The organism is Paraburkholderia sp. UCT70, assembly GCF_050434085.1.
Classification (GTDB): Bacteria; Pseudomonadota; Gammaproteobacteria; order Burkholderiales; family Burkholderiaceae; genus Paraburkholderia; species Paraburkholderia tuberum.
In genome coordinates, this window is record NZ_JBNPVZ010000004.1 from 1,816,081 (window position 1) to 1,840,739 (window position 24,659).

Sequence of the window (24,659 nt, forward strand, 5' to 3'; positions counted from 1 at the left end):
GCGCCGGTCACGCCATCGCCGTAGCCAGCTCACCGAGCGTCTTCAACGCCGCTTCGGCCTGCGCGGTCCACGGATAGCTGTAGTTGAGCCGGATGAAGTGCCGAAAATCGTTGCGCGTCGAAAACATCATCCCCGGCCCGACCGTGATCCCGCGTTCGAGCGCCCCCTGATAAAGCCGCATCGAATCGATCGCAACGGGCAACTCGACCCACAGTACATAGCCGCCCCGCGGCGTCGACACGCGCGTGCCGACCGGGAAAAAGCGCAGCACCAGCGCGCTCATGATGCTCGCCTGCTGCCGGTACACGCGGCGCACATGCCGCAGATGCCGGTCGTAGCCATCCTGACGCAGATAGTCGGCGACCGCGATCTGGGGTACGGACGGCGTCGTCAGCGTATTCAGGAACTTGAGCTTCTCGACCTGCGCGCGATAGCGCCCCGGCAGCGCCCAGCCGATCCGGTACGACGCCGTCAGGCTTTTCGAAAACGACGCACAGTGCAGCACGAGCCCCCGGGTGTCGAAGGTCTTCAGCGTCGACGGCCGCGTGTCGCCGAAATACAGCTCCTGGTAGACATCGTTCTCTATCGCCGGAATCTCATGCGCGGCCAGCAGTTCGACCAGTTGCCGCTTGCGCTCGTCGGACATGCAGAAACCGAGCGGATTCTGGAAATTCGGCATCACCATGCACGCGGCGATCTTCTGCCGCGCGATCGCCTTCGCGAGCGCGTCGATGTCGATGCCGTCGACCGGATGCGTCGCCACCTCGATCGCGCGCATGCCGAGGCGCTCGATGGCGTGCAGCATCGCGTAGTAGGTCGGCGACTCGACCGCGACGGTGTCGCCCGGCTTGGCGACCGCCTGCAGGCTCAGGTTGATCGCCTCGGTCGCGCCGAGCGTGATCACGATTTCGCCCGGATCGACCGGCAGACCGTTTTCCGCATAGCGCCGCGCGATCTGTCGGATCAGCTCGGGGTTGCCCGGCGGCAGATCGTCGATCAGATTCCAGCTCGCGTGCCGCCGCGCGATCGCGTTGGCGTACTGGTTGATGCGCCGCCACGGGAACAGCGACGGATCGGGATACGGCGAGCCGAACGGCACGGCGTCGTGCGCGCGGATGCTGCGTAGCGTCGACAGCACGAGCCGGCTCACGTCGACCGTCGCGGGCACCGGCGGCGGCGCGGACTTGCGGCCCGCGCGGGCCGCGGCGGGCGCCGGCGCAAGCGCCCGCGCGGCCGCGTCGCGCACGAAATAGCCCGACTGCGGCCGGCTCTCGACGATGCCGCGGCTCTCCAGCAGCGCATACGCGTGCAGCACCGTCTTGATGCTGACGCCGTGCTGCTGGCTCGCCTGACGCACCGACGCAATCCGCTCGCCGGCCGCGAACACGCCGCGGCGCACGGTTTCGGTGATTTCGTCGGCGAGCTTTTCGTAGAGCTTCATGCGATTCGGGTGGATGCGGGTGGATGCGGGTGGATTCGGGCGGCTTCAGGCATCGTCGCGCAACTGTACTCCTATTCTTTCCGATTTTCTGTATCCGACGTAGTTTGTGGAACACAGTACGCTCTCCGGCATTGGTCTGCAAACCCTGTCGAATCTGTCCACCCCCACATCATGAAGAAGAACGAAACACAAGCCGAAGCCCGCATCGAGCCGTACAAGCACCCCGCCGCTGGCTGGGGTGCGCTGAAGTATGTCGCCATCAACCTGCTCAAGGAAAAGGTCGCGGGCGGCAACTACCGCACGCTGCTCAAGCAGAACCAGCCTGACGGCTTCGACTGCCCCGGCTGCGCGTGGCCGGATCGCGAGCATGCGTCGACATTCGAGTTCTGCGAAAACGGCGTGAAGGCCGTGGCCGCCGAGGCGACCGGCAAGCGCGTGACGCCCGCGTTCTTCGAGCGGCACAGCGTCACGGAGCTGATGACGCAATCCGACTTCGAACTCGAGCAGCACGGCCGCCTGACCGATCCGCTCGTCTACGACGCCGCGCGCGACCGCTATGTGCCGATCGGCTGGGACGACGCATTCGCGCTGATCGCGAGCCATCTGAAGCGTCTCGACGATCCTGATCGCGCCGCGTTCTATACCTCGGGCCGCGCGAGCAACGAAGCCGCGTTCCTGTACCAGCTGTTCGTGCGCATGTACGGCACCAACAATTTTCCCGATTGCTCGAACATGTGCCACGAGGCGACGAGCCGTGGCCTGCCGCACACGGTCGGCATCGGCAAGGGCACGGTCACGCTCGATGACTTCGAACACGCGGATACGCTGCTGATCTTCGGCCAGAATCCGGCCACCAACCATCCGCGCATGCTCGGCGAACTGCGCGAATGCGCGAAGCGCGGCGCCACGATCGTGTCGATCAATCCGCTGAAGGAGCGCGGCCTCGAACGCTTCGCGAGCCCGCAGCATCCGGTCGAAATGCTGACGATGGGCAGCACGAAAATCAGCTCGGTGTTCATCCGTCCGAAGGTCGGCGGCGATTTCGCGCTGATCAAGGGCGTCGCCAAACGCGTGCTCGAACTGGATGACGAAGCGCTCGTGTCGGGCCTCGAGCGCGTGCTCGACGTCGGCTTCATCGCCCAGCACACAGTCGGCTTCGCTGCCTTCGCCGACGATCTGCGCGCCGAGCGCTGGGACACGATCGTCGCCGAGGCAGGCGTGCCGCTCGACGAGGTGCTGAAGCTCGCCGATATCTACGTGAAGGGCCGCGCGGTGATTTCGACCTGGGGCATGGGTCTCACGCAGCACAAGAACTCGGTCGCGACGGTACAACTGCTGTCGAATCTGATGATGATGCGCGGCAATATCGGGCGGCGCGGCGCGGGGCTGTGCCCGGTGCGCGGCCACTCGAACGTGCAGGGCGACCGCACGGTCGGTATCGAGGAAAAGCCTACCGAAGCGTTTCTCGACAAGCTCGGCGCAGCCTACGACTTCGCGCCGCCGCGCGAGCACGGACTCGACGTCGTCAACACGATTCAGGCGATGCTCGACGGCAAGGTGAAGGTGTTCATCGGGCTGGGCGGCAATTTCTCGATCGCGACGCCGGACACGCCGCGCACGTGGGACGCGATGCGCGCAGGCGATCTGACCGTGCACGTGACGACGAAGCTCAATCGCAGCCACCTCGTGCATGGCCGCGACGCGCTGATCCTGCCGACGCTCGGACGCACCGAGATCGATGTTCAGAACGGCGTGGCACAAGGCGTCAGCGTCGAGGATTCGATGAGCATGGTGCACATCTCGTATGGGATGAACAAGCCGGCGTCGGACAATCTGCTTTCCGAAGTGGCGATCGTCGCGCGCATGGCGCATGCGACTTTGGGCAGCGGCAAGGTGGACTGGCTCGCCCATGCGGCCGACTACGCGCTGATTCGCGACGGCATCGAGAAGGTGATCGACGGTTTCGACGACTACAACGAGCGTCTGAAGAAGCCGGGCGGCTTCCATCTCGGCGTCGCATCGCGCGATCGCATCTGGAAAACGCCGAGCGGCAAGGCACAGTTCATCGTCCACGCGATCGCGCTCGACACGCCGATTCATCAGGCGAAGAAGCAACATGGCGAACGCCTGATGACGCTGATGACCACCCGCTCACATGATCAGTACAACACGACGATTTACGGTCTCGACGATCGCTATCGCGGCGTGTACGGACAGCGGCGCGTGCTGTTCGCCAACAAGGACGATCTCGCGATGCTCGGGTTCGCGGCTGGTCAGCGCGTCGATATCACGAGCGTGTGGGCCGATGGCATCGAGCGACGCGTGGACGGTTTTCTGCTCGTCGAGTACGACATTCCGCGCGGCTGCCTCGGCGCTTATTATCCGGAGACGAATCCGCTGGTGCCGCTCTCCTCGGTCGCAGATGGCGCGGGTACGCCGACGTCGAAGTCGATTCCGGTGTTGTTGACGGCGTCGGTGGTGGAGGATGCCTCGGAACTGGCGGCTTGAAGTCAGCTCCGTTTGTCGCGCCTGCCGCGCCTGTCGCGCGGCGTACCTCAAACGGTCTTCTTCGCCAGATCGCGATGCGTCAGATACAGACGTAGATCGAATTCGATCTGGTGATAACCCGGCTGCATGAACTCGCACAGACGATAGAACGCTTTGTTGTGATCGCTCTCCTTCAGATGAGCGAGTTCGTGCACGACGATCATCTTCAGAAACTCCGGCGCCGCGGCCTTGAATAACGACGCGATCCGGATTTCCTTCTTCGCTTTCAGCTTGCTGCCCTGCACGCGCGAAACGCTCGTGTGCAGGCCGAGCGCGTGACGCATCACGTCGAGTTTGCTGTCGTAAGTGACCTTGTCGATCTGATCCGCGTTGCGCAGGTGTTCGCGTTTGAGCTCAGCGCAATACGCGTAGAGCGCGCGGTCGGTTTGCACGTCGTGCGTGTTCGGGTACCTTTGCGCGAGGTAGGGGCCGAGCCGATCGGCGGCGATCAGCGTTCTCACCTTGTCTTGCAACGGTGCAGGGTAGCCGGTGAGGTATTTGAGGGTGGACATGAAGGCGGATTGGGTTTTGCGGGGCTGATCTTACGCATAGTCGCGCTGATGGACAAGGTTGGGCATTTTCCGGATGCCGCTCCGTTCGAAGTACCGAAGACATCTTCCGCAACGTTTCGTCATTGTCGCAGCCCAGCACACGAGATCGGGCTGCTTGTCAGCCAACGCCGAAACCTTATCGCGGTCGACGGCGCGTCACCCGCCCGCGCGTGGCGCGAACACGAAAGCCGCGGAGATTTTGGGCTGTCACCCATGTACGGACTGCCTGTCGCACGGTAATTATCTGACTGCTGTCAACCCCGGCAGCGACTTCAGATAAATCATCGACAAACCTATGTCCCTGTCCGTGTTTGAAATGCACTCCGTGGAGCTGTTCTGCCAGCGGCCACCGGGGGCCTGTTATGTCATCTGCGACGAATGGCACTATAAAGCGTGCCTCGGCAAGGCCGCAGACCTTCAGAGGGTCAGGGCGGAGACCCGGGAATTTCTTGACATTGCCCAACTGAATCACAGGAAATGGGAGGAGGACCGGAAACTGGTCAGGAATCTCATTGGCGGTCACTGGCTGTTTTTTCATCATGTACGGGACCGGAACCCTGACACCGATGGCTGGTGGGTCATCCTTGCGCTTCTCGAAGAGGTGCGCCGGGGTGCCCTGCTTGCCATTAAAGGCCCTCGCGATAGCCTGTTTCCGTCACGCTACAGCAGCACGCCGTTGACGAATATCGCAGCGACGGCCGGTAATCGCCCGGACGGCGAACCTGTGCTGTCTGTCCAGTATGATCCGGCCACCTGGCAAACCCGGCTGAACGCTGCGCGCGCAGCCAGGGCTGGCGATAAAGGCGCATCAACGCTGCTCGGCGACGCGCAGCGGTTCGAGTATGTGCCTGATGCGTTGAGCGGCGATGTCGTTGAACTCGCCGCGAGCACGAACAATCCAAACTACGCGGCGAAAATGCTGGGGTATGGCCGCGACACGTTTGGCGACATGATTCATGCGATGAAATATGATCTCAAGCTGCGAGGCGATGACAATGTCATTTGGCACGATAGTGGGGACGTTGAATTTAGAAAAAACATCATCGGCAATATGCACGACTATGCAAACTGATCTTCATACGATGAACGCACATCAACGCGCACATGCATCATTTTCGATAGCCGGGGATGATTTAGATCCCGAGGTTTGGACCAGATATTTCGGCGTTCCGCCAGACACGACGATAGTCAAAGGGAAGCGGTTTATGACTCCGTCGGGGCGATTGAGCAGCGTGCCGGGGCGTACCGGCGTATGGGGGGTGAGAAGCAAAGCCGCCGTTCATAGCGACTCGCTGGAACCGCATCTCCGCTATCTTATTGATCGCCTGAATTTGCCGCGAGATGACTTGCGCCAGCTACTCGCAGACAAGGGCGCACAGATGCGTTTCTTCTGTTATTGGGACAACGAGAGCGGCGACCGCATCCCCGATGTGCCCGACGATATTCGCACCATGATGGAAGCCATGGGCGGCACGGTTGAGATTGATGAATATCGATAGAGCCTCGCTCGAATGCACAAGCCGATCCTCGCGAGTCGGCTTTTTTGTGCGAGCTTGTAAGGCACAGCGCGAGTGTTATGGGGCGCACTTCTGAATTAATCCTCTATGCCGCAAACATGCACGGCCCACGCTTCCATCATTGGGCGGCGCTGTTCCAAAAGATTGCCCCGCTGAGGTAGTCAGGCGACCGTCCCGCCTTTGATCGGAATGACTTCGCGATCTGCGCCCATTCAGCCTGTCTCAGTTCAGTATTTGGTGCCGGGGACCGGACTTGAACCGGCAAGCCCGAAGGCGGCGGATTTTAAGTCCTTAGTCACTGTATATAAGCACAGGCTTTGGGCTTGGCTTGCACGGTGGTATAAGGTTTGCGGGGCGGTGCTATGCTGTATATGCAAACAGTGATTTTCTGCTTTAAGGCAGAAAAATCCACACCTCAGATCGACCAAGATGATCGCACCGTGACACGGCATCGCTCTCTGGAAGATTCTGCGAGATGCGCGGTGCATTCACGTCTGAATAGGGGCGCCCAAAGGCGACTACGATGCTAAAAACCAAGTTGAGTCACCGCGAGATTCTCGAGTTGGCGTGTGCCCTCGCCAACGGAAGTCGGCCGACGAAGCCAGTCAGCAAAAGTGCAACGGCCTCAGCAAATTCGCGCGTACCACCGCCAATGGCACCTCGTAGTGCGATTGGGCGCATCTCTCCATCAACCGCGGGAGCAACGTTCGTTTACGCGCCAAAGAACAATCTGCGCTCCGCTCTAGTAGCAGCCACGCCAGAAGGCGGCTACCAACATGGGATCAAAGGGTACAAGTATCTTGCACGCAAGTATGTTGCTGGACTTTTGAGCGGCTCAACCCGGCTCGGCACACTGCACGATTATCGGCGAGAGGAATTGGGTCATGGTATCGCCGATCCCAATGAAGGGCGGAAACGCCTCCACCACCAAAAGACAGATTTCACGATAACGGGCGAGACAGCCGACGGTGATGCCTTCAGGCACATGGGTTTCGAAGTCCTAAGCGGTGGCTCCGTCAAGTTTTCTGGCATTCAGTTGATTCGTGAAGTCGACCATCCTGATGTGTTTGTCTGGTGCTGCGCCGGCGTGCTTGACTCAGAGATCATGACGGAATTAGATGGAGCGGAAGCCTGCGTTGAGATTTCAGATCTCGGCGGCTTTTTTCGCGAGATAACAATGGCGATTGGCAAATTACGGCCCGTCAAGTTCCTCGGTATGCAAGAGATACAGTATCTGCCCATCGATCAGCCATGGAATGGCGTTGACCTCGGGCTTTCGGCCGCTTTCTCGAAAGACCGCGGAGCGTATGGAGGACAGCGCGAGATCCGCGCGATCTGGGCTCCCTTGGACGATGACCCGATAGAGCCACTTATTTTGCAAGCCGACGGTTTGTCGCACTTTTGCAAAGAAGTCGACTTACCGAAATGACCCCGTAGCGGTGGCGAAAACGAGGGCAACTAGGCTCTTAACCTATCCAGACACCGCTTACTAAGCGCAAATAAATCAAAGCCCTGCGTATTGCTTTCTGTACCCCTACCGAGGCGCGCTGCGCCCTCCGAAGCCTTTCTGGGCGCGGGAGGGCGCGCGCCAAGGGTACGCTTTTCCCGGTCTGTTCGGAGGCCTCTTTAGGCGAGTGCGTACCTGCACCCCATGCGGGGTTTCGCCCGGCGGAGAGTCGCATGGGGGTTGGCTAATATGGGAAACTGTCTAATGCCTGCTACTTTCTTGTGCGACTCAAACCTGCGTCACGCCGACTTATGTGCTTGGATATTAGACAGGATTTTGCCCGCATTCTGGGATGCGTTAGACTGGGACTGAGATTGAGTTGGATTGACGCGCCGCTAGTGCGGGCAAGAGGAGCGATATGAATACCGAGAAAAAGGATGAGGGCTCTCCATACACCGACGATCACTGGGAAAACGACCCGTTCCTGACGAGCAATCCGGAACGTGACGCGCGGGTGAAGCGCGATATATATCCGATGTGGAAGGCGGTGGGCTTTACCCTAGATCAGATAAAGGACCCGGAAGCAAAGGCGGCTTATGCCGAGTATTTGCGGCAAGATGCGGCTGAGGGGAAAGTGGAGGATGCGCCGCATAACGCGGGCTGATTGATGTGCGCTCATGGGCGCGGGAGGAAGGGGTGACACTATAGCGGAGCGCAGTACCACCGCATAGCCACCGCGATCAACCCAGACGAAATGGCAGGAAGAACCAGATCAAGCACCTTGTAGGCGTCCCATTGCCATGGGAACCAGCCAACTGCCCAACTGTAGGCGTGCGTCGACGGATCGCTCCATGCATCCGGCGCCAGCGATTCAAGTTCCACTTCGACCTTCTTGCGCGACCAGTACCAGACTATCACGGCGATCGCGCCCATCCTGAAGCCAACCATCAATCCGACTGGGATCTGGATCAGCAGGCCCTCAAGACAATGAGACAGAGAAAGGCGCCAACGAGCACCAGCGAACCATGAGAGAAGTCGAGACATCAATAGCGCTAGTCATACTGGAGATTCGGCATAGCAAGGATTGCGTCCGCAGATGATAACCGATTCGCTCAACATGATTTCATGGCTGATACAAATATTGCAATGGACGTGAGTTTTCTCAAATCAGCGGCGCCGCTAGCGCCTGCCTCGTCCCGCTCCTGATCGGCGGGCGACCGGGTGACAGGCCGCAGCGCCCCACGAAGGCGCAGTGCGACAAATGCGGAAGCGTCCTCAGCATGATTGCGCCGCCGCTGTCACCTGACGGTGAGGCACCGCCGCGCGACGACTTCGCAGAGTAGCGCGGCAACTGCAAGCCGCTATTTAGTAGAAGACGGCTTCCATCCGCACTGCTTCGCGCCGGCGAGGCTGTGCGCACGAATTGCCCTAGCAGTGCCGCCGAGGCGAGCGAAGGCGGAATATTCCTCAGGTATAATCTCGCCCGCAACACCAACCTGGAGAAAAACTTGAAGAAGAAGCTTGGCGTTATCGTGGCCGCATCCCTTTTCGCTACATTGGCATTTGCGCAGGCATCGGCCCCGGCCGCGCCCGCCGTGGCAGCGACCGCAGCACCCAAAGCAAGTAAGCACAAGAAGACCACGCACAAGAAACCCTGCACGCTGGACCAATCAAAGGTCGGCGACTGCACTCTTCAATAAGAGCGTCGATCACGCGTCATCGCCGGAAAGAAAAATTCGGTACCGAGCCCGCACCTAGATGCGGGCTTTTTCGTTTCTAGTCACACCGTCTCGACCCGCGGGGAAGCGAGCGCCGCAAGCCGCTCAACGACCAGATCCATCCTGTGGTCGGCATAGTCGAGGCCTCCCGGCCATGCCGCCGAATCGATCACCTGACAGCCACGCTCGAGCAGATGCAGCACTTCGCCGGGCCGGTGAATCCAGCGGCCGTCGAGGCGTGGATAGCCGAACCAGACATCCTTCCCATTCCCCACGATCACGAGCGCGGCCAGTTCGGCGGCGTAGCGCGTGTAGTACGCCAGATTAGCGCCCTTCGGCGGCTCGAAGGCGTGGAGCGCCCCGATCTGCGCCGCCGGCAAGAACAAGGGAGTGTACGACGTCCGCCAACCGCCGAGCGAATGCCCCTCGACGTTGAAGACCGTGGCACGCGGCACCTGCGCTTTCGCCCATGCCCAGATGTCTGCGCAGCCTTCGTACGCGCCGCGCGTCACGTGCACGCCGTCGCCGAGATCGACCGGCCATACGTCGATGTCGTCGAATAGATCGCCGAGCTTGCGATCGCTAAATCGCGTGCCGCTGATAGACAGATAGACGCCGGCCGCGTCGCGCGAGAGCACCGCTTGGCTGTCGCCATCCTGAAACTGTCCGATCCACGAATAGCCAAGTGCCTCGAAGGCCACTCCGGACTGCGCCGGGTCAATGACGTAGGCGGCATTCGCCCGGCGCGCCGCAGCAAGAATCGCCGCGAAATCCATTATTGGCTCGCAGCGACCGGGGCCGATGCGGGCACCGCGCTCGACGCGGCAGTCGAAGCCGTCGAGGTCGAGAGAGCAATCGCGTTCTGCACGATCTGCTTGAGGATAGGCTGCGCGAGCTGCAGGCCGAAGAGCACCGCGGATTGATTCGGGATCGGCACCAACGACACGAGTGCAATCAGCGCCGGGAACGCCGTGTCGTTGAACGCCTGCAAGTCGGTCAGGTTGATCGTCTCGGCCGCCTCGCACACTGCGGTCGCCTTCGGCTTGATCTTCTCAGCCACATCGGCTTGCTGGGCCGGCGTCAGCAGTGCCGCACCAGCCGCGCCCGTGAGAATGTCGAGGTCAGCTTGAACGACCGGGCAAACCTGCTCCGCAAGTTGCTTTGGCTGCATGATCGGGATCGAGACCGGCTTGAGTTGCACGCCCGCGCAACCAGCGAACGAGAACGAGAGAGCGCACAGGGCTAGCCCTGCCGCGAGACGCAGCATCTTCATGGTGTGTTTCCTTTGAGGTTATGCCGCAGGTGCGGCGAGGACTTCAGAAGCGCCAGCGAGCGCTGGCTTTGATGGAAAAGCTGGTGTTGCTCTTCTTGACCGTTACGCTCGCGCGCGTCGATGGCGGGATCTCCGCGTACGCGACACAGCAGGAGATCTCGTAGGTGTTGGGATTGACGATCGGCAGAACCTGAACGTGCTCAAGTACCGTGCAACCCGCCAAGGCGCACGCCGCGAGAGCGGAGCGAATCACTGCAGCGCCGGCGCGCCTGCCGTCGGTGCGGGCGGTGGTGGCAACGTGGCACCGTCAGCAGCGGTGGGCGTATAGCCGCCAATTGGCGCCGGTTGAACGGACTTGTCAGTTGCGCCGCGGCCCGACGACACATGCTTGCCGAGGAACGTCAGACCAGCAGCGATCGCTACCACATAGCCGTTGGGATCGGTCTTGCCGAGCAGAACAAGCGCGCCCCACGCGGTATAGAGCAGAACCGCGCCGAGGAAGAAAAAGACGTTCATTGCTACCTCCAAATGAAAGTGGCCGCACGCGGCGGCCAGTTGGGAAAACAACCGCGCCGACGTCAACTGTCGAGCGCGCTCAGGTCGTGCGTGTTGATGATCGAAGTAATTTTCGCGGCGTAGTTCGGGTCGGTTGCATACCCCGCCGCCGCGACCGCGCACGCGAATGCGTCGCCGCTCTGGCACGAGAACGCTGCCGAGTAGCGTGGGTTCTCCTGCAGGAATGAAGCTCGGTCCTGCAAGCTGGCGAGCCAACTGGAATACACGCGCCACGCTGCGATGACTGTCGTCGGTTTGCCGGCAACATATTCGGTAGTCGGCAACATCACGGTGGGACCGGCCCAGCTCGCATCAGCTTTCACGCCAAAGAGGTTGAAGTACTGCGTCGCGAGCTGCGATTTCGCCCACCCGGATTCGAGCGCAGCCTGCGCAACCGTGAAGCTCGCGGGGATGCCTGTTGTCGATGCCAACTCACGCGCGGGCGCCGACATCGCATCAATGAAGTCGACAGGCGTCATTGCCGCCTCCTGCTCTTCGGAAACAGTCGGTCGCGAATCTGCAGCACGAGCAAGACGATGGTGAACACGCCAACCCACCACGAAATATCGTGTCCATTGAGGCACGTCCAGATGCTGACGGCAGCTCCGCCCGGAATAGCGATCGGCGCCGTCGTGCTTGATACGGCATTCGTCGCGCTGGCGATTAGGTCCTTGATCATTTATGCCTCGAAAAAGAAAAACCGCCTCAAGGGCGGTCGGCGTTTGCTGCTGATGTGAAAAAGCCGCCCTAAGGCGGCTATCTGCGGTGTTGCGAATCTTCAGGTCGGTGCATCGTCACTTACCCAAACGACGCAGACCTTGGTCGCCGCGCGACGCAATCAACGGCTGCACTCACACCTACCCGGTTCCATGCCGGTTGGGTTGCCGTTGCTGTCAACGGCGTAAAGCATGTAGTAGCATGCATTGCCATTCGCCAACACGGACGAGAATGTGCGAAAGCCCGTGGTCGCGTCGCCGAGAGTCAGTGCGTCGGTACCGGCGGTAACGGTCGCTTCCTTGCTCCGACCTGCAATACGAAACGTCATTACCTGCTCCCATATGACACAAACAGATCCAGACCGCAGATACGCTGTGCTCGAAGCGACCCGCGGGCTCGCGGCAGTGACTATCGCGGTTAGCCGGATCACATTAGAGCGGCCACCGTTGCAATACGCCTATCTTGCATTGGACCTGATGTTTTGCATTAGTGGCTTCTTGGTTGCGCGTGCCTACGGCGAAGCGCTGCTCACTGGGACTCTTGATTGCCGCGACGTCACCCTGCGTCGGTTCATGCGAATTTATCCAAGCTATGCGCTTGGCATAGTCAGCGGGGCCATTGCATTGGTTGGTCCCGCCATACTGACCAACACTCGCGATTTCGCTTTGGTCATCGCGGCACAACTCCTGTTTATCCCCATCCCTGGGCACTATCTTTTCCCGTTTGACACGCCGGTCTGGTCACTCGCGGCCGAACTGATCGCCTGTTTCGCTTTCGCATGCGGTGGCTATCGCGTGCGCACCACCGGGCTCGCTCTGCTAGTGGCAGTCGCTTTTGCTATCCTCGCCCGATGGGCCTGCATACACGGCACACTGAACGCTGGCTGGGGGTGGCAAGCGTGGCCCATCGGCTTCCTTCGCACGGCCTTTTCGTTTGGTCTCGGCGTCATACTGGCTCGGTATGTAACCACCATGCCCGAACCGACCGGCGTATTCAGGCGATGCCTTCTCGCCACTGGTAGCATTGCATACCCCGTATATGTCCTGGTTATCCCCGTCGCATTTCTTACTGCAAAGCTTTGGCCCGCGCACAACATACGCCCCCATACCGCCACAACTTTGGCCGCAGCCATCGCCGTTCTGTACGTCGCCGCGTATTACCGGGAAGTTGAAGAACTTAGCGCTGCCCCCGCGCCAGCAGAGGAGACTACGGCGTCAGCCCCTTAGCCACCCGCTGGTGCGCTTTCTGTACATTGCACGCGCTCCCCTTCCGCTAGTCGCCATAAATACGCGAACACGACGCCAACGGCTTTCATGACTAGGCGCAGCACCGCGGCAACTGCGTCGTGTTCGTTCATCAATCCCCCGAAAAAGATTGGAAAGCCGGCCCGGCATGGCCGATGCGGCAATATACACTGCGCTTTAGCCTTGCGCGTAGTGGAAGCAGGTAAGCGCAACGACCTGGTTCGCTGTGCCCACGCTACCCCGGTTGTTTGCATCCACGCGGAAACCGCACTGCGCCAGTGTGCCCAGCGTTGAGGCTGCCACGCTGTACCGCTGCACCCATGTTTCCCCATCAACTGAGGTGTAGAACACGAAGTTGCCACCGGACCCGGTGTACGTAACCTTCAACCAAACTGGCACGCCCTGCGGGTGCATGGCGTCCAGCGCCATGCGAGAACTGAACGATGAGATAGACGTCCACACCGAGTACGTCATGTCCAAATATAGATTGTTGGGCGACGCCCCGCTACCGGCCGGGTCCCACCCGAACGCCACCAGCTTACCCGTCGTGTCCGTAATGATGAGTTGCGCGGACGAGTAGCTCCCACTGGACAGGTAGCCCCCGCCATTGTTGAAATTCAAAAGCGTCGTAACAGACCATGAAGAACTGGTCGGCACGTTCTGCAGTGCATGCAGCACGTTATCGCTACTAGCAGTCGTGTTCGGCACGTTGATTTGAAAGCCGCGCCCACTTGCCAGCGCCGAGAGTGCTGCGCCAGTCGTGTTGTACTGCGTCAGCGTAAAGCCGCTACCGCTATAGTGGTTAGCTGCGGAGAAGTTAATAGGATCACCAGTGCTACCCGATGCTGCGGCCCATGCAGGCTGCCCGCCTAACATCGTTAGCACCTGGCCACTGGAGCCGGCGGCAACGCGCTGAGGCGCCCCGCCGGCCGCGGCAGAGATAAGGTCCCCGGCAGTGGTCATCGGGTTGGTCATCCCGCCGCTGCCACCGCCACCAGAGGCCGCGCCGCGCATGGTGTACCAGTTGGTCCCATCCGTGAAGTACATCAGACCAGTGCCGGTCGCCAGCGTCACCGAGCCGTTGGTCGTTCCGTCGAGGCGGGCGCCGCTGGGAACCCCGAGCGACATCGCGCCCGTGCCAATGTTCTGTACCGAGCCCCACCAGCCTGCCGGAAAACTACCAGACGTGCCGGAGGCGGCGGGGAGCGACTGGGAGACGGCGCTCGAGCTGTTCATCACGAGGCATGCGCTGCGGTCGGATGAGGCGAAGGTATAGGCCGCGGTCTGGACGGCCGCTCCTGCTAGTTTCACGACAGTCCGAATTTTCCCGCTGGAGGTGATGGCCGTGTTGTCGCTGCTCTCGGACTCCGGGGTGCCTTGGTCAGTCTCCACGCCACCAGTGCCGCCCACCGAGGTGACCGTGCCCGTGGCGGCCGAGGTGGCGAAGCTGCGGCAGTCGCTGTAGCTGGTGACAGCGGAGGCGCCGGTGACGATCTGGTACAGCGGGACGGCGCCGGCCGTGAACCCCGTCGTATTCACGCTGACTGCACCGGTGTTGACGTTCGCCTGCACGTAGTTGGTCGCGCTGGCCGTGAGCGTGAGCGTCCCGTTGATGATCGAATTGACGGTGATCCCGACCGTGTAGGAGCCGCCGTAGTAGCCCCACGTGAGGCCGCTGGTCGTGGAGGCACGGCGCCCCCAAAGCATCGCAGGCGATGCCGCGTCGAAGTTCGCATTGGCGACGACTTCCTTCGTCGCCTGCGTCGAGCTGATCTGGTCGATAAGTGTCGTGCTGTTGGACATGAGGGTTACCGGGTGAACGTCACAGAGGCGGTGCCGCCGGGCACCCCGTAGTCGCCGATCTGGCTCACAGTTGCGGTGATGCTCTGCCCGCTCGAGAAACCATCGTTGGCAGCCATCGCGGACGTGTAGATGAAATACGGCTGGTTCTGGCCCGAGCCATAGTTGAACGGTGGCAGCGTCTGGCTTGCCGGGTTGGCCGCGTAGGCCTGCGGCGTGCCGCCGTTCCACATCACACCCGCACTGGTCAGGACGTAGGAATTCTTCTGCACGCCTGACGAGTTGAAAATGTTGATGCGGTAGGATTCCTGCGACCAGTCGAGCGGCACGTCGGCTCCGTCCAGCCACTGGAAGTTGATGCGCGCCTTGCGGAACCAGCGCAGCATGAACGAGCTTGCCGGACTGAGCACCGGCTGCACCGTTAGCTGGTGCGGAGAGAGCGGCGCTAGGCGCGCATTGGCTGGCTGCACGCTGACGGCCGCGCCCGGCGTGCTGCCCATCAGGTTGTTCAGGTACGGCTCAAACCACAGCGTCTGGCCGATGTCCGACAGGTTGACGCTGATCGGATAGAGGTTCGCGCTGTTGAGCAGCACAAAATACTCGCCCAATGCGTGCGTCGACTTCGCTGCCTCGGTGCCGATCTGGCCGCGCAGCAGCCCGCTCAGCGTCCACTGGTTGGCGCTGATCTGCGTCGCATTGCGGAAGAAAATGATTTCGCCGCCGAGGTATGCGACGTTCGCACCGTTCAGGAAGCTCGCATAGCTGACCGACGAAAGTTCCGCATCCTGATTGAATAGCTGGATCGTGACCTGATTGAGCTCGTCTGGAATGTTGCCGCTGAACGTGCCGAGCACGGTCGACGCCTGACCGATCACCGCGGCCTGCAGCGCCTGTGCCGTCTGCGTGAAGTTCACGTCGTCGCGGCTCACGTCCACGATCGCGCCGGGCCAGTTGTTCGAGAAGCCACAGGCAGCCAGATACAGGCCCGGCGTCGTGGCGTCCTGCGCGCGCAGCGGCGGAATGTCCATGATCTCGAGGACGGTGGGCCCGCTGTAGGGTACCTTCTGGACGGGCACGCCCTGCGCGACCGCCGCCTGCACGGTGGACTGAGTGCCCGGATTCGGATAGATCTGCGGCACCGTGAAATCGGCGTTGAAGGTGCAGACGCCCTTGCCGTCGGCCTGAACCTTCGTGATGCGCACCGGCACGCTCGCGCCCGACTGCTGCTGCAGCAGCACGGTATCGCCCGGCTCGAGCTGCAGCCACTTGTAAGTCGTGGCAAACGTGAAGCTGCGCCGCTTGCTCCACCGCTCCCACAGCATCGCCTCGGCGCGCGCGCGCGCGTCGTTGTCGGCCAGCACGATCGGCACCGACACCGTTTCGTCGAGGTTCGAGATCGTGTTGCTGTTGAACGCCCGCTGCGTGAGGGTCTGATAGTCCGTCGACGACGAGAGATAGCTGACCGTCTCGCTGCGCGGCAGCTCAAATTCCTGTGTGACCGTCTCGGAAATCGGGTTCTGCTGCTGCGTGCTGCCCGGGTTCGCGTCTGCCCCGAGATCATCCCATGGGATCGTAACGGTCGGCGTCGCGCCTCGGCGCACGAATTTCAGCATGCCGTCACTGTCGCTCACGTCGATGAAGTAGGCCGACAGGAGCGGCTTGAGAATGTCGCGTGGGCTGCTGTTGCTGGTGCTCGCAAAGCCGATCACCGTGTCGGTCATCTGGCTCACGTCGATCTGCGAAGCTTGCAGGCCGGCCTGCTCGCATACGGACGTGATGATCGCGCCGGTCGTACTCGAGGCGATGGTCGTGAACGGCAGGATCTCGACCTGCGCGTTACCTGAGCTGGTATTGCCGGCGAGAACGACCATGTTTTCCTGCACGCTCATGATCTGCGCGCCAAGCCAGACGGCTGGCGCCTTGAACGGCTGCTCGATCCACGGCGACCGCACCGGCCACCGCGCCGATCGACGCGCAGCCACTCATCATTACCGTCAAGTTCGCCACAACGCCGGCCGCAAGCATCGCATCAAGGCGGCGCTTCATTGCAGCGCACCCCAGCGTGCCGTGGCCGGTTCCGCCGAGGCCCATTTCCAGTCATCGCCATCACGGCACACCGCAGCGATGTAGAACGAACTGGTCGCGGGCTGATCCTTCTTCGCATCGGTATCGACGGAAAAGACAATCTCCTTGCAGTCGAGCATACCGGTACTAATCTCCCGGCTCACAGTCACGCGGCCTTTTTCGTCTGGCTCGAACGGTACGCTGTGCCTGGTGAACCAGGGTGCCACGGCGCCGACCGCGAGCGGTCCCGCCGCGGCCGCAATCTGCGCCTGCGTATACGCGTGCATCACGCGTTCCGAGTACTGCACGCCGGCTCGGGCAGCGGCCACTGCGCCGAGGCCGATGCCGGTGGCAACGGCCGCGTTGTTGGTCACCGTGCCGGCGATGGCCGCCCCGGCGATACCGGCACCCGCAGTGGCGCCTTCACTGTAAAGTGAACTGCAGCCAGTCAGACCCGTACTGATGGCTGCCAACGCGAGATAGGTCGCCAGCGCGACAACGTTCAGGCAATGCCGCCGAATCGCGCTCTGCATGATCCTTTTCCTCGCTCCGGATGGCTTGTCCCGATCGATGCAGTAGCCGATTGCGCGAAAGCTGGCAGACGCATCGCGAGAGCGGCGCATTCCACATTTTGACGCGAGTGGATTGGTGAAACCAGCGAAATTCGCAGGAGCGGCGCGCAGCGGTGATTTGCGGGATGGCGCGCGATGCCTGCTGGCTCACACCGCCTGACTGACCAAGCTCGATGTCCCTTTCCAGGGCGACAATCAAGATTGTCGAGTCCTCAGGCACAGCCGGTGCGTGCTGTCTGTCGAATCTCATTGAGGGTGCGTCACTTGATGAACACCATCCGGCATTTGCCGCGCCTCCCCTTGCGCGAAACAACGCCACCGGGAACTGGATCACTGCGACGCGTTCTTTTATTTGCGCCGACTGACTTTCAAGCAAGGCAACGCGCGCCTGGTCGATACGTTCCATAAGGTCGAGTTCCGGCCGGTTGACCGAAAGGGTGGACCGAAGATCGCGTATGTCGCGGCATCATCGCCGTGATCGATTCGATCGCTAAAACCACGTTGACACCCTGTCAGCGACGTCCCGGCCGTTGTATGCTTAGCCCGAATAGGAGGGGCCATGACTCAAAAGGCGCGAGAGCTTTACAGGAGCGCGAACGGAGACCGTTGGTCGCTCGTCCACGAATACGACTCTGGCCGGGTTTTCGTCCGACATGAGCCCAACTTCTCGTCAGGTGGCCGGCCGTCCGACATCTCAATTGGCGACTTCCTTGTTCGAGATGGCAAAGGGCCGGAGCATACCGAACTGCTACGCCTGATCGGGACATTGGTGGAGACGCCAGCCGATAACTAGCGCTTACCTTTTACAGTGGTTCAACTCGCGTCGGTGACTGCGCAGGCCTGCTCCGTGCCAGTATGGCTTTCAACGCCGATGCTTTGCGCTGCTGGCGATGGACGCCGATGCCGCCCCTCAAGGCAATACCGTGGTTGGACGACATCTGCCTGGGGACGCTGCAGAAAACGGAAAACAGGCACGGTAGCGACATAACGATCTGTCGCAAATCGACCCAGGCCGTGTGGAAACTCGACGGAGTTGCAATGCGACGGATAAACCTGGCCCGTCGGCGCGTTTGGCTGTCTTTGGGGGTGTCGCGGCGATGACGGGACGCTGAACGTCTCTAACGCGCTCCAAACAGGTTCAAGGGGTTAGTTTTTGGACCTACGGGGTGCTCACGCACCCACCAGCCGCATCGCTTTCATCGTTTTCCTGAACCCCAGGATTCTCAGCACTCGCATGAGATTGTAGGCAAGTACGTTCAGGCTCATCTCGGTCCCCACGTTGGGCAGCCTGCGTGTCAGGAAATGCGTGTAGCCCATCCAGTGCTTGAACGTGCCGAAGACATGTTCGACGGTTCGCCTGCGCACCGTCATCGCATCCGGTGTCCGGTCGAGCCGACGTTGAACTGCTTCCAGCACCGACTCATGTTCCCATCGCATGATTCGTCGCCCTGTGCCTGGAGTGCACTGTGTGTCCCACGGCGTGGGGGTGGATGGAAGCTCTAATGGGCGCGGCATGTGGTTTCAGATTGCGTATTCCACGCCAAACCGAACACCAATTCCACGGCGAACCGAGCACGGATTCCACAGCAAGCCGAGCGTCGATTCCACGGCAAATCGAGCAGGGATTCCGCGACTGCCCGAGCGCGATTTCCACGCGTAACCGAGCGGTAAGCTGGAGGGACGGCAACGCGGGATAACCATGGCACGCTTGACGATTTTGTCGAGCGAGCGAATGTCGAATAAAAGGTTATCCATGCGTCAAATCAAGGAAGTGCTACGCCTGCGCTTTGTGTGCCAGCGTAGCCAGCGTGAGATCGCGACGACGATAGGCGCATCGAGCGCGACGGTCTGGGACTATCTGGATCGCGTACGGCGCGCACAACTGGACTTCGAGAAGGCGATGACGATGGAGGAGACAGCGTTGGATGCGCTGCTATTCCCGCCGCCGCCGTCGTCAAGCCGGACACGGCCGATGCCCAATTGGCCGATGGTACATCGTGAGCTCGGCAGGAAAGGCGTGACGCTTGACCTGCTATGGAACGAGTACAAAGCGCAGGAGCCCGAAGGCTACGGCTACAGCTGGTTCTGCAAGTATTACGAGCGATGGGCGGCAGCGTTGCCGGTCACGCTTCGCCAGACGCACACGCCCGGGGAGAAGCTGTTCATCGACTATTCGGGTAACAGGTTGGGCATCGTCGATCCGCACACCGGCGAGATCCGTGAAGCAGAGGTATTCGTCGCGACGCTCGGCGCATCAAACTACACCTACGCCGAAGTCACCTGGACCCAGCAGCTTGAGGACTGGATTGGCTCGCATGTGCGCGCCTTGAACTTCATTGGCGGTTGTCCCGAGATCCTGGTCCCCGACAACCTGAGGTCCGGCGTGCACAAAGCCGACTTCTACGATCCGGTTCTGAACCGGACCTATGGAGAGATGGCCGCGCATTATTCCGTGGCGATCATCCCAGCCCGCAAACGTCGGCCCCGTGATAAAGCGAAGGTCGAGCAGTCGGTGCTCCTGGCGCAGCGCTGGATTCTGGCACGGCTGCGCAACCAGCGGCTGTTCAGCCTCGACGAAGCCAACCGCGCGATCGCGGCACTCCTCGTTGAACTGAACAACAGGCCGTTCAAGAAACTGCCCGGTTGCCGCCGCAGCGCCTTCGAGGAACTTGATCGTCCGGCACTTCGTCCGCTGCCAGACAGACCCTACCAGTATGCGCAGTGGAAGGTTGCTCGCGTCGGCATTGATTACCATGTCGAGCTCGACGAACACTTTTACTCCGTCTCATACAGCCACGCCCGCGAGCAGGTGGAGGTGCGCCACACGAAGACGACCGTCGAGATCTTCCTGCGCGGTCAGCGCATTGCCGCGCACGCGAAGAGCGAGCGCCGCGGCCATCACACCACGATCGCCGCCCACATGCCGGCGAATCATCGGGCAGCGACCACCGAGTGGAATCCGCAGCGGCTGATCAACTGGGCCATCGTGCGCTGCTCGCCCGGGTGCTCACTGGCGAATGGGTACGGGCGCACCAGAACATCATTCTGGTCGCACCAACCGGGCTCGGTAAAAGCTGGCTTGCATGCGCGCTGGTCAACCAGGCGTGTCGCCAGGGCTTCTCGGCCTGCTATCTGCGCATGCCGAAGTTCAACGAGGAGATGGCCATCGCGCACGGCAGTGGGGGCTACGCAAAGCTGCTGGCACAGTTGGCCAAGACCGACATCCTCGTCATGGATGACCTGGCCATGGCACCGCTGTCAGATGCGGCGCGGCGCGATCTGCTGGAGGTGCTCGACGACCGGCACGGCCGGCGCTCGGTGATCGTCACCAGCCAGATTCCAGTCGACAGCTGGCATGCTGCCATCGGAGATCCGACGCTCGCTGATGCAATTCTCGACCGGCTGGTTCACAACGCGCATCGCTTCACGCTCTCAGGCGAATCGATGCGCAAGCGCCGAAATAGTTTGACCGCCGAAGGCGGGAAGGAGTAAAAAAACTCACCCCGCGTCGCCATGTCCGCAGCGCTCGCTTTGTTGTGGAATGCCTGCTCGGTTTCGCGTGGAATGCTTGCTCGCTTTGCCGCAGAATGGCCGCTCGATTTGCGTGGAATATGCATTCAGATTCAAGAAGTGTTGTGACGGCCTTGGGCTGCTACAAATTAAAAGTGGCGGGCAGGCCTGTTTGCAACGAGTGACATTGCTCAGTTGAGCGTGAAATCCGCAGGGACATCTTTCTCCTTCGCATAGCGGAACACATTTAGGTCGTCGTGCCGGATAGCGGGTTGCCGGCCCAAAACAAGGTCGGCAAGAAGTTGGGCAGAGCCGCATGACATCGTCCATCCAAGCGTCCCATGGCCCGTGTTTAGGAATAGGTTTGGTACCGGGGTCCCACCAACGATGGGTGTGCCGTCTGGAGTCATTGGACGCAGTCCGGTCCAGAACGTGGCGTTCGCTGTGTCCCCGCCACCAGGGAAGAGGTCATTTACGCACATCCCGAGCGTGTCGCGACGAGCCTCGCGAAGACGCTTGTCGAATCCAACAATCTCAGCCATACCGCCCACGCGAATGCGCTTGTCGAAGCGCGTGATGGCGATTTTATAGGTCTCGTCGAGCACGGTTGATACCGGTGCGCACGCCTCGTCCAGGATGGACGCTGTGATGGAATATCCCTTAAGCGGGTAGACCGGAATTTTGACGAGGCCCGACAAGAAGTTCGTCGAGTACGCCCCGAATGCGACGACAAACGCGTCGGCCTGAATCAGCTTGGCGCCATGACGCACGCTGCCTACGAGGCGAAACCGACAGTGAAAGAACCTATCGGCCTGTCCGAAATAAATTGACCACTACAACCGTCGACAGTCGTGTTGTAGCGGAAGGTCACGCTAGACTGGGCACGTGCTTGGGTGGAGAGCCACTGCTGAGTCCTCGAGGCCCGGAGTGCGCGACATCCAAGGCTTAGCTCGCCCCGAACTCGGGCAAGCTGACTCGGCAGTGTACGGAAGATTCTGCACTACGTTGCTGTTCGGGATTTCAGGCCTTCCCGTACGCGCTTTGCTGCAAAAAGAGGAACGTAATCCAGAATGCGCGCTTCACGCTGATAATCTGCAACGGCGTCAGCGTACATCTTCGACACCAATTCTTCGTCGTTGTGCGTGGACTCGGCGATGTCATGGACAATTTTCTGCGGGTCGGCGGCTGTCTTCATATGTCCTCCATCTACTACTAATAGCAGTGTAGTGAAGATCGCGACCGTGGAAATCGCAAATAGAATCTGTCAATGAAGCGTATGCCAGAGGCCTGCATCCTCGAATGCTGATATGCATATTCAGTGCCACACGTATCCCCTTAGCGCACGCGGTCACGAGGCATCGCCGATGAGATTCGACGGCAGCCTAGCTCGCCATGAGGCTTCGATTCACTTGACGTTCGCGTTTGACAGCCGTCGCGACGGCGACCTACGTCAAACACCGCGCGCGAGAGCGCAGCGGCGGTGTTTCGCGCTAGACGCGCTTCAGGTGTTGAGACGACGATAGGCGCTCAAGTGGCGCACTAAGCCCTGCCTTTGCCGCAGCAGACTGTAGAGTTTGGCTCCCCGTTTGTCCGGCGCAATGAAATACGCCTTGTCGTAGTACAGCGGGTCGACCGATTCCTCTGGCATGAAGGAGACAATTTGCACGACATGCGTCGCGCCTTCCTCGAGCGCTTTCAGCTCATCAGGCGTGAAAACGACGAACTGTCCCTTCTCGAACTCGTACCCTTTCTTCATGTCAGCACGTGTCACGACCTTGCCGGTGGCTTCACAAACGTACTGCTGTTTCACCCGGCCGCCTTCCGGCGACGGGAAATTGAAGCCTACCCCTGAGGCACTCTCGGTGGCCGAATACAGTTTGACCGGAATGGAAACCAGCCGAAGGAAAGGGTCAACGATGCGATTGAGCGCGCTGCCATGGACTTCTCCTCGTAGCCGGCGGCAGGAAACTCGCGCGGCTTCTGATTACGGCTGCACCAGCCAGCTGTTGGAGGCTAGCCGATACCCTCCCGGCTTTCGCAAGCTTAGCACCGGGAAACCGGTTCCCGAAGGCCGAATCAACTCAGATGCCCGTGGATGCTCGTAGGCCGCCTTCAGTTGCACAGACCCGCCGTTTGCACGCGAACTGAGCTTTCTGTTCGTCCAGAGCTTTCGCAGAGTCAGTCCAACTCCGAGACGTCGCGCGCCTTGCGCTCGGTCATGCGCGAACCGCCAGTTGTTTTCGCAGGGTATCCAGGTGTGCTAACTGCTAGCGGCGCCGATTTTGGCTCACTGGCGGATAAAGCACTCGAACTGGTAAGGAGCAAGGCGACAACCGGACGGTCGGAGTACTGAGACCAGTCCGGTCAAATCGCCAAGACAGGCGCGTGAGGGCCCTTGCTCAGGCGCCCGCATTGCCTTTGGCGCGCGCCGCTCAGGCTACTGTGTCGCCCTCAGATGCTGCCGGTGACTCGTCCGCATCCAACTGCTGTCGAGCCTTCTCCCAGTATTCGTCCGCGCGTCCTTCGGGAGAGCCGTCCTTCTCCCACAGATAGAAAGCAAGTGTTCGGATTTGTTCTTCAGTGACTGGCACGTCCATCTCAACCTCCTTAAAGAAAGTCTCCCGGGCGGGCGGGCTAATTACGGCTAGTCGATGGTAGCAAGGCGCCTGCTTGATGCCGCTGGTCGTCGGCGACTCACCGTCTCAGTCTGGCACGGACCGTGGTTGCCCGAACGCTCTTCGCACGTGCGAGTGGTTGTAGCGCTGCAGGCGCCAATGTAAAAAATACTCCTGCCCCATCGGCCAGCGGCGGTTTGACCGTGGCGCGACAGTAGCCGGGCCCGGATGGACTGCGCTATCTGCGATGCGACGAACGTGGTCGAATTTACGTGCATTGAAGGCGAGCGCGTCGCGCCAGCTCGCAGCGACAAGGGGCGCAGGACGGACCGAAGCCCGCTGCGACGCAGTCATACCGCCCGGCTGAACTGCACGCTAGCGTGAGCATTCTGGGAGTTGCGCCGTCCGCAACTGCCGTACAAGCTCGATGCCGCAAACTTGCAGTGTCGTAAGCCTCTTCTCTGCCGTGGTTCGGGGTCGCCGTTTCATGCTTCGTACTTGAACGACAAAGATACTCGCGCCCGGTATTCAACGACCTTGCCGCTATCGACCCTCATGTCGAGCTTGCAGACTTCGGCGACTCGCAAATCACGCAGCGAGTTCGCTGCAATTTCCACAGCATTTTTCGCCGCATCCTCCCAGGAGGTTGGGCTGGTGCCGATAATTTCCGTGACGCTGTAGACGCTGGATTCGGTGTCTTGCTTGGCCATGATTCTCGCTCCTCTGGGTTAGGAGGCACGGTTTCCGCACCTCAATGATTTCATCATAGGCCGGCCTGCGTGCCACGCGTCGCTTGAAGTAGCAACGCGCGTTGCCATAGTCCCGCCAGGACGCGGGCCAATTTCCAATGGGGAAGCCATGTTCGATTGCACAGCGAAACGCCGACACGCTGGCGGCCAGGCGCCAACGAGACGTTCATCGATTCCACATTAGCTTTTGCAGAAGCGGAGTAGATTGGGGGCACCACGCCGAGCCGTTGTCGAGCAGATTATGAATCGCCTTTATCAGCCGGCCCATAGGGGCGGGCTTCAGCAACAATACGTCCCATAGCGGCCCGTCACAGGCAAGAAATGCGGACGCCGCAGAGG

Annotated in this window: 22 protein-coding genes and 5 pseudogenes; 10 read left to right on the top strand and 17 right to left on the bottom strand. The window is 60.8% G+C overall.

All coding sequences use genetic code 11. The features are described 5' to 3' along the window. Positions 1 to 7: 7 nt before the first annotated feature. Positions 8 to 1,441, bottom strand: a complete 1,434-nt coding sequence (locus tag OKW41_RS33850) for a PLP-dependent aminotransferase family protein (protein ID WP_429575310.1) — start codon at positions 1,439 to 1,441, stop codon at positions 8 to 10. Between the two features lie 171 nt (positions 1,442 to 1,612). Here OKW41_RS33850 and OKW41_RS33855 point away from each other — a divergent pair, with 171 nt between their 5' ends. Beyond that, on the top strand, positions 1,613 to 3,949 hold the full coding sequence (locus OKW41_RS33855; RefSeq protein ID WP_429575311.1) for an FdhF/YdeP family oxidoreductase: 2,337 nt from the start codon (positions 1,613 to 1,615) through the stop codon (positions 3,947 to 3,949). 47 nt (positions 3,950 to 3,996) lie between these two features. Here OKW41_RS33855 and OKW41_RS33860 read toward each other — a convergent pair whose 3' ends face one another. Further along, a complete protein-coding gene (locus OKW41_RS33860) occupies positions 3,997 to 4,500 on the bottom strand; it encodes a M48 metallopeptidase family protein (RefSeq protein ID WP_429575312.1) in 504 nt (167 codons plus the stop codon). A 334-nt stretch (positions 4,501 to 4,834) separates the two neighbouring features. Here OKW41_RS33860 and OKW41_RS33865 point away from each other — a divergent pair, with 334 nt between their 5' ends. From OKW41_RS33865 to OKW41_RS33880, 4 genes are all read left to right on the top strand, one after another. Then, complete coding sequence (locus OKW41_RS33865) at positions 4,835 to 5,611, top strand: hypothetical protein (protein ID WP_429575313.1); 777 nt, start codon at positions 4,835 to 4,837, stop codon at positions 5,609 to 5,611. A gap of 10 nt (positions 5,612 to 5,621) precedes the next feature. Next, positions 5,622 to 6,038, top strand: coding sequence for a DUF4279 domain-containing protein (locus OKW41_RS33870; protein ID WP_429575314.1), 417 nt, complete (start codon positions 5,622 to 5,624; stop codon positions 6,036 to 6,038). 541 nt (positions 6,039 to 6,579) lie between these two features. Further along, positions 6,580 to 7,485: a hypothetical protein gene (locus OKW41_RS33875; protein WP_429575315.1), complete on the top strand. Its 906-nt coding sequence runs from the start codon at positions 6,580 to 6,582 to the stop codon at positions 7,483 to 7,485. Between the two features lie 436 nt (positions 7,486 to 7,921). After that, positions 7,922 to 8,167, top strand: coding sequence for a hypothetical protein (locus tag OKW41_RS33880; protein ID WP_429575316.1), 246 nt, complete (start codon positions 7,922 to 7,924; stop codon positions 8,165 to 8,167). 38 nt (positions 8,168 to 8,205) lie between these two features. On the opposite strand, the gene OKW41_RS33885 is transcribed toward OKW41_RS33880, so the two are convergent. Further along, positions 8,206 to 8,436: a hypothetical protein gene (locus OKW41_RS33885; RefSeq protein ID WP_429575317.1), complete on the bottom strand. Its 231-nt coding sequence runs from the start codon at positions 8,434 to 8,436 to the stop codon at positions 8,206 to 8,208. A 575-nt stretch (positions 8,437 to 9,011) separates the two neighbouring features. Here OKW41_RS33885 and OKW41_RS33890 point away from each other — a divergent pair. Further along, entirely contained in the window at positions 9,012 to 9,203 is a 192-nt protein-coding gene (locus OKW41_RS33890) for a hypothetical protein (protein WP_429575318.1), read from the top strand. Positions 9,204 to 9,283: 80 nt separating this feature from the next. Here the strand turns inward: OKW41_RS33890 and OKW41_RS33895 are convergent, their stop codons facing one another. From OKW41_RS33895 to OKW41_RS33915, 5 genes are all read right to left on the bottom strand, one after another. Further along, positions 9,284 to 9,997, bottom strand: coding sequence for a hypothetical protein (locus OKW41_RS33895; RefSeq protein WP_429575319.1), 714 nt, complete (start codon positions 9,995 to 9,997; stop codon positions 9,284 to 9,286). Further along, entirely contained in the window at positions 9,997 to 10,494 is a 498-nt protein-coding gene (locus OKW41_RS33900; RefSeq protein ID WP_429575320.1) for a hypothetical protein, read from the bottom strand. Before OKW41_RS33900 ends, OKW41_RS33895 begins: the two co-directional genes overlap by 1 nt. A gap of 43 nt (positions 10,495 to 10,537) precedes the next feature. Next, the gene (locus tag OKW41_RS33905; protein WP_429575321.1) at positions 10,538 to 10,747 is read right to left on the bottom strand and encodes a hypothetical protein; all 210 of its coding nucleotides are present in this window, start codon (positions 10,745 to 10,747) and stop codon (positions 10,538 to 10,540) included. Next, positions 10,744 to 11,010: a hypothetical protein gene (locus OKW41_RS33910; RefSeq protein WP_429575322.1), complete on the bottom strand. Its 267-nt coding sequence runs from the start codon at positions 11,008 to 11,010 to the stop codon at positions 10,744 to 10,746. The genes OKW41_RS33905 and OKW41_RS33910 overlap by 4 nt, the downstream gene beginning before the upstream one ends. 62 nt (positions 11,011 to 11,072) lie before the next feature. Continuing rightward, positions 11,073 to 11,528 (bottom strand): glycoside hydrolase family 73 protein, encoded by a 456-nt coding sequence (locus OKW41_RS33915; protein WP_429575323.1) that lies wholly within the window; start codon positions 11,526 to 11,528, stop codon positions 11,073 to 11,075. Positions 11,529 to 11,639: 111 nt separating this feature from the next. On the opposite strand from OKW41_RS33915, the gene OKW41_RS33920 reads away from it, so the two are divergent. Both OKW41_RS33920 and OKW41_RS33925 read left to right on the top strand, forming a co-directional pair. Further along, positions 11,640 to 11,786: a hypothetical protein gene (locus OKW41_RS33920; protein WP_429575324.1), complete on the top strand. Its 147-nt coding sequence runs from the start codon at positions 11,640 to 11,642 to the stop codon at positions 11,784 to 11,786. Between the two features lie 354 nt (positions 11,787 to 12,140). Beyond that, the gene (locus tag OKW41_RS33925; RefSeq protein ID WP_429575325.1) at positions 12,141 to 12,992 is read left to right on the top strand and encodes an acyltransferase family protein; all 852 of its coding nucleotides are present in this window, start codon (positions 12,141 to 12,143) and stop codon (positions 12,990 to 12,992) included. A 195-nt stretch (positions 12,993 to 13,187) separates the two neighbouring features. Here the strand turns inward: OKW41_RS33925 and OKW41_RS33930 are convergent, their stop codons facing one another. From OKW41_RS33930 to OKW41_RS33945, 4 genes and pseudogenes are all read right to left on the bottom strand, one after another. After that, complete coding sequence (locus OKW41_RS33930) at positions 13,188 to 14,813, bottom strand: hypothetical protein (protein ID WP_429575326.1); 1,626 nt, start codon at positions 14,811 to 14,813, stop codon at positions 13,188 to 13,190. A 5-nt stretch (positions 14,814 to 14,818) separates the two neighbouring features. Continuing rightward, on the bottom strand, positions 14,819 to 16,792 hold the full coding sequence (locus OKW41_RS33935) for a phage tail protein (protein WP_429575327.1): 1,974 nt from the start codon (positions 16,790 to 16,792) through the stop codon (positions 14,819 to 14,821). 60 nt (positions 16,793 to 16,852) lie between these two features. After that, positions 16,853 to 17,407: a hypothetical protein gene (locus OKW41_RS33940; RefSeq protein ID WP_429575328.1), complete on the bottom strand. Its 555-nt coding sequence runs from the start codon at positions 17,405 to 17,407 to the stop codon at positions 16,853 to 16,855. A 1,209-nt stretch (positions 17,408 to 18,616) separates the two neighbouring features. Then, positions 18,617 to 18,913, bottom strand: a pseudogene (locus OKW41_RS33945) (transposase); the annotation flags it as partial. Between the two features lie 265 nt (positions 18,914 to 19,178). Between OKW41_RS33945 and istA the strand changes: the two are divergent. Continuing rightward, positions 19,179 to 20,429, top strand: a pseudogene (istA, locus tag OKW41_RS33950) (IS21 family transposase); the annotation flags it as partial. A gap of 2 nt (positions 20,430 to 20,431) precedes the next feature. Beyond that, positions 20,432 to 20,938 (top strand): annotated as a pseudogene (locus OKW41_RS33955) (ATP-binding protein); the annotation flags it as partial. A gap of 209 nt (positions 20,939 to 21,147) precedes the next feature. On the opposite strand, the pseudogene OKW41_RS33960 reads toward OKW41_RS33955, so the two are convergent. From OKW41_RS33960 to OKW41_RS33980, 5 genes and pseudogenes are all read right to left on the bottom strand, one after another. Then, positions 21,148 to 21,708, bottom strand: a pseudogene (locus OKW41_RS33960) (FAD-dependent oxidoreductase); the annotation flags it as partial. Between the two features lie 248 nt (positions 21,709 to 21,956). Then, on the bottom strand, positions 21,957 to 22,151 hold the full coding sequence (locus tag OKW41_RS33965) for a DUF3562 domain-containing protein (protein WP_429448862.1): 195 nt from the start codon (positions 22,149 to 22,151) through the stop codon (positions 21,957 to 21,959). A 357-nt stretch (positions 22,152 to 22,508) separates the two neighbouring features. Continuing rightward, positions 22,509 to 22,894, bottom strand: a pseudogene (locus OKW41_RS33970) (Ku protein); the annotation flags it as partial. Positions 22,895 to 23,388: 494 nt separating this feature from the next. Further along, positions 23,389 to 23,553 carry a DUF2934 domain-containing protein gene (locus OKW41_RS33975; RefSeq protein ID WP_429470810.1) on the bottom strand — a complete coding sequence of 55 codons (165 nt, stop codon included), beginning with the start codon at positions 23,551 to 23,553 and terminating at the stop codon, positions 23,389 to 23,391. 503 nt (positions 23,554 to 24,056) lie between these two features. Then, positions 24,057 to 24,281, bottom strand: a complete 225-nt coding sequence (locus OKW41_RS33980; RefSeq protein ID WP_018419043.1) for a dodecin family protein — start codon at positions 24,279 to 24,281, stop codon at positions 24,057 to 24,059. Between the last annotated feature and the right edge of the window lie 378 nt (positions 24,282 to 24,659).

Coding starts and splice junctions, on each gene's coding strand:
- OKW41_RS33850 (WP_429575310.1), bottom strand. CDS start 1,441: ATGAAGCTCTACGAAAAGCTCGCCGACGAAATCACCGAAACCGTGCGC.
- OKW41_RS33855 (WP_429575311.1), top strand. CDS start 1,613: ATGAAGAAGAACGAAACACAAGCCGAAGCCCGCATCGAGCCGTACAAG.
- OKW41_RS33860 (WP_429575312.1), bottom strand. CDS start 4,500: ATGTCCACCCTCAAATACCTCACCGGCTACCCTGCACCGTTGCAAGAC.
- OKW41_RS33865 (WP_429575313.1), top strand. CDS start 4,835: ATGTCCCTGTCCGTGTTTGAAATGCACTCCGTGGAGCTGTTCTGCCAG.
- OKW41_RS33870 (WP_429575314.1), top strand. CDS start 5,622: ATGAACGCACATCAACGCGCACATGCATCATTTTCGATAGCCGGGGAT.
- OKW41_RS33875 (WP_429575315.1), top strand. CDS start 6,580: ATGCTAAAAACCAAGTTGAGTCACCGCGAGATTCTCGAGTTGGCGTGT.
- OKW41_RS33880 (WP_429575316.1), top strand. CDS start 7,922: ATGAATACCGAGAAAAAGGATGAGGGCTCTCCATACACCGACGATCAC.
- OKW41_RS33885 (WP_429575317.1), bottom strand. CDS start 8,436: ATGGGCGCGATCGCCGTGATAGTCTGGTACTGGTCGCGCAAGAAGGTC.
- OKW41_RS33895 (WP_429575319.1), bottom strand. CDS start 9,997: ATGGATTTCGCGGCGATTCTTGCTGCGGCGCGCCGGGCGAATGCCGCC.
- OKW41_RS33900 (WP_429575320.1), bottom strand. CDS start 10,494: ATGAAGATGCTGCGTCTCGCGGCAGGGCTAGCCCTGTGCGCTCTCTCG.
- OKW41_RS33910 (WP_429575322.1), bottom strand. CDS start 11,010: ATGAACGTCTTTTTCTTCCTCGGCGCGGTTCTGCTCTATACCGCGTGG.
- OKW41_RS33915 (WP_429575323.1), bottom strand. CDS start 11,528: ATGACGCCTGTCGACTTCATTGATGCGATGTCGGCGCCCGCGCGTGAG.
- OKW41_RS33920 (WP_429575324.1), top strand. CDS start 11,640: ATGCTGACGGCAGCTCCGCCCGGAATAGCGATCGGCGCCGTCGTGCTT.
- OKW41_RS33930 (WP_429575326.1), bottom strand. CDS start 14,813: ATGTCCAACAGCACGACACTTATCGACCAGATCAGCTCGACGCAGGCG.
- OKW41_RS33940 (WP_429575328.1), bottom strand. CDS start 17,407: ATGCAGAGCGCGATTCGGCGGCATTGCCTGAACGTTGTCGCGCTGGCG.
- OKW41_RS33965 (WP_429448862.1), bottom strand. CDS start 22,151: ATGAAGACAGCCGCCGACCCGCAGAAAATTGTCCATGACATCGCCGAG.
- OKW41_RS33975 (WP_429470810.1), bottom strand. CDS start 23,553: ATGGACGTGCCAGTCACTGAAGAACAAATCCGAACACTTGCTTTCTAT.
- OKW41_RS33980 (WP_018419043.1), bottom strand. CDS start 24,281: ATGGCCAAGCAAGACACCGAATCCAGCGTCTACAGCGTCACGGAAATT.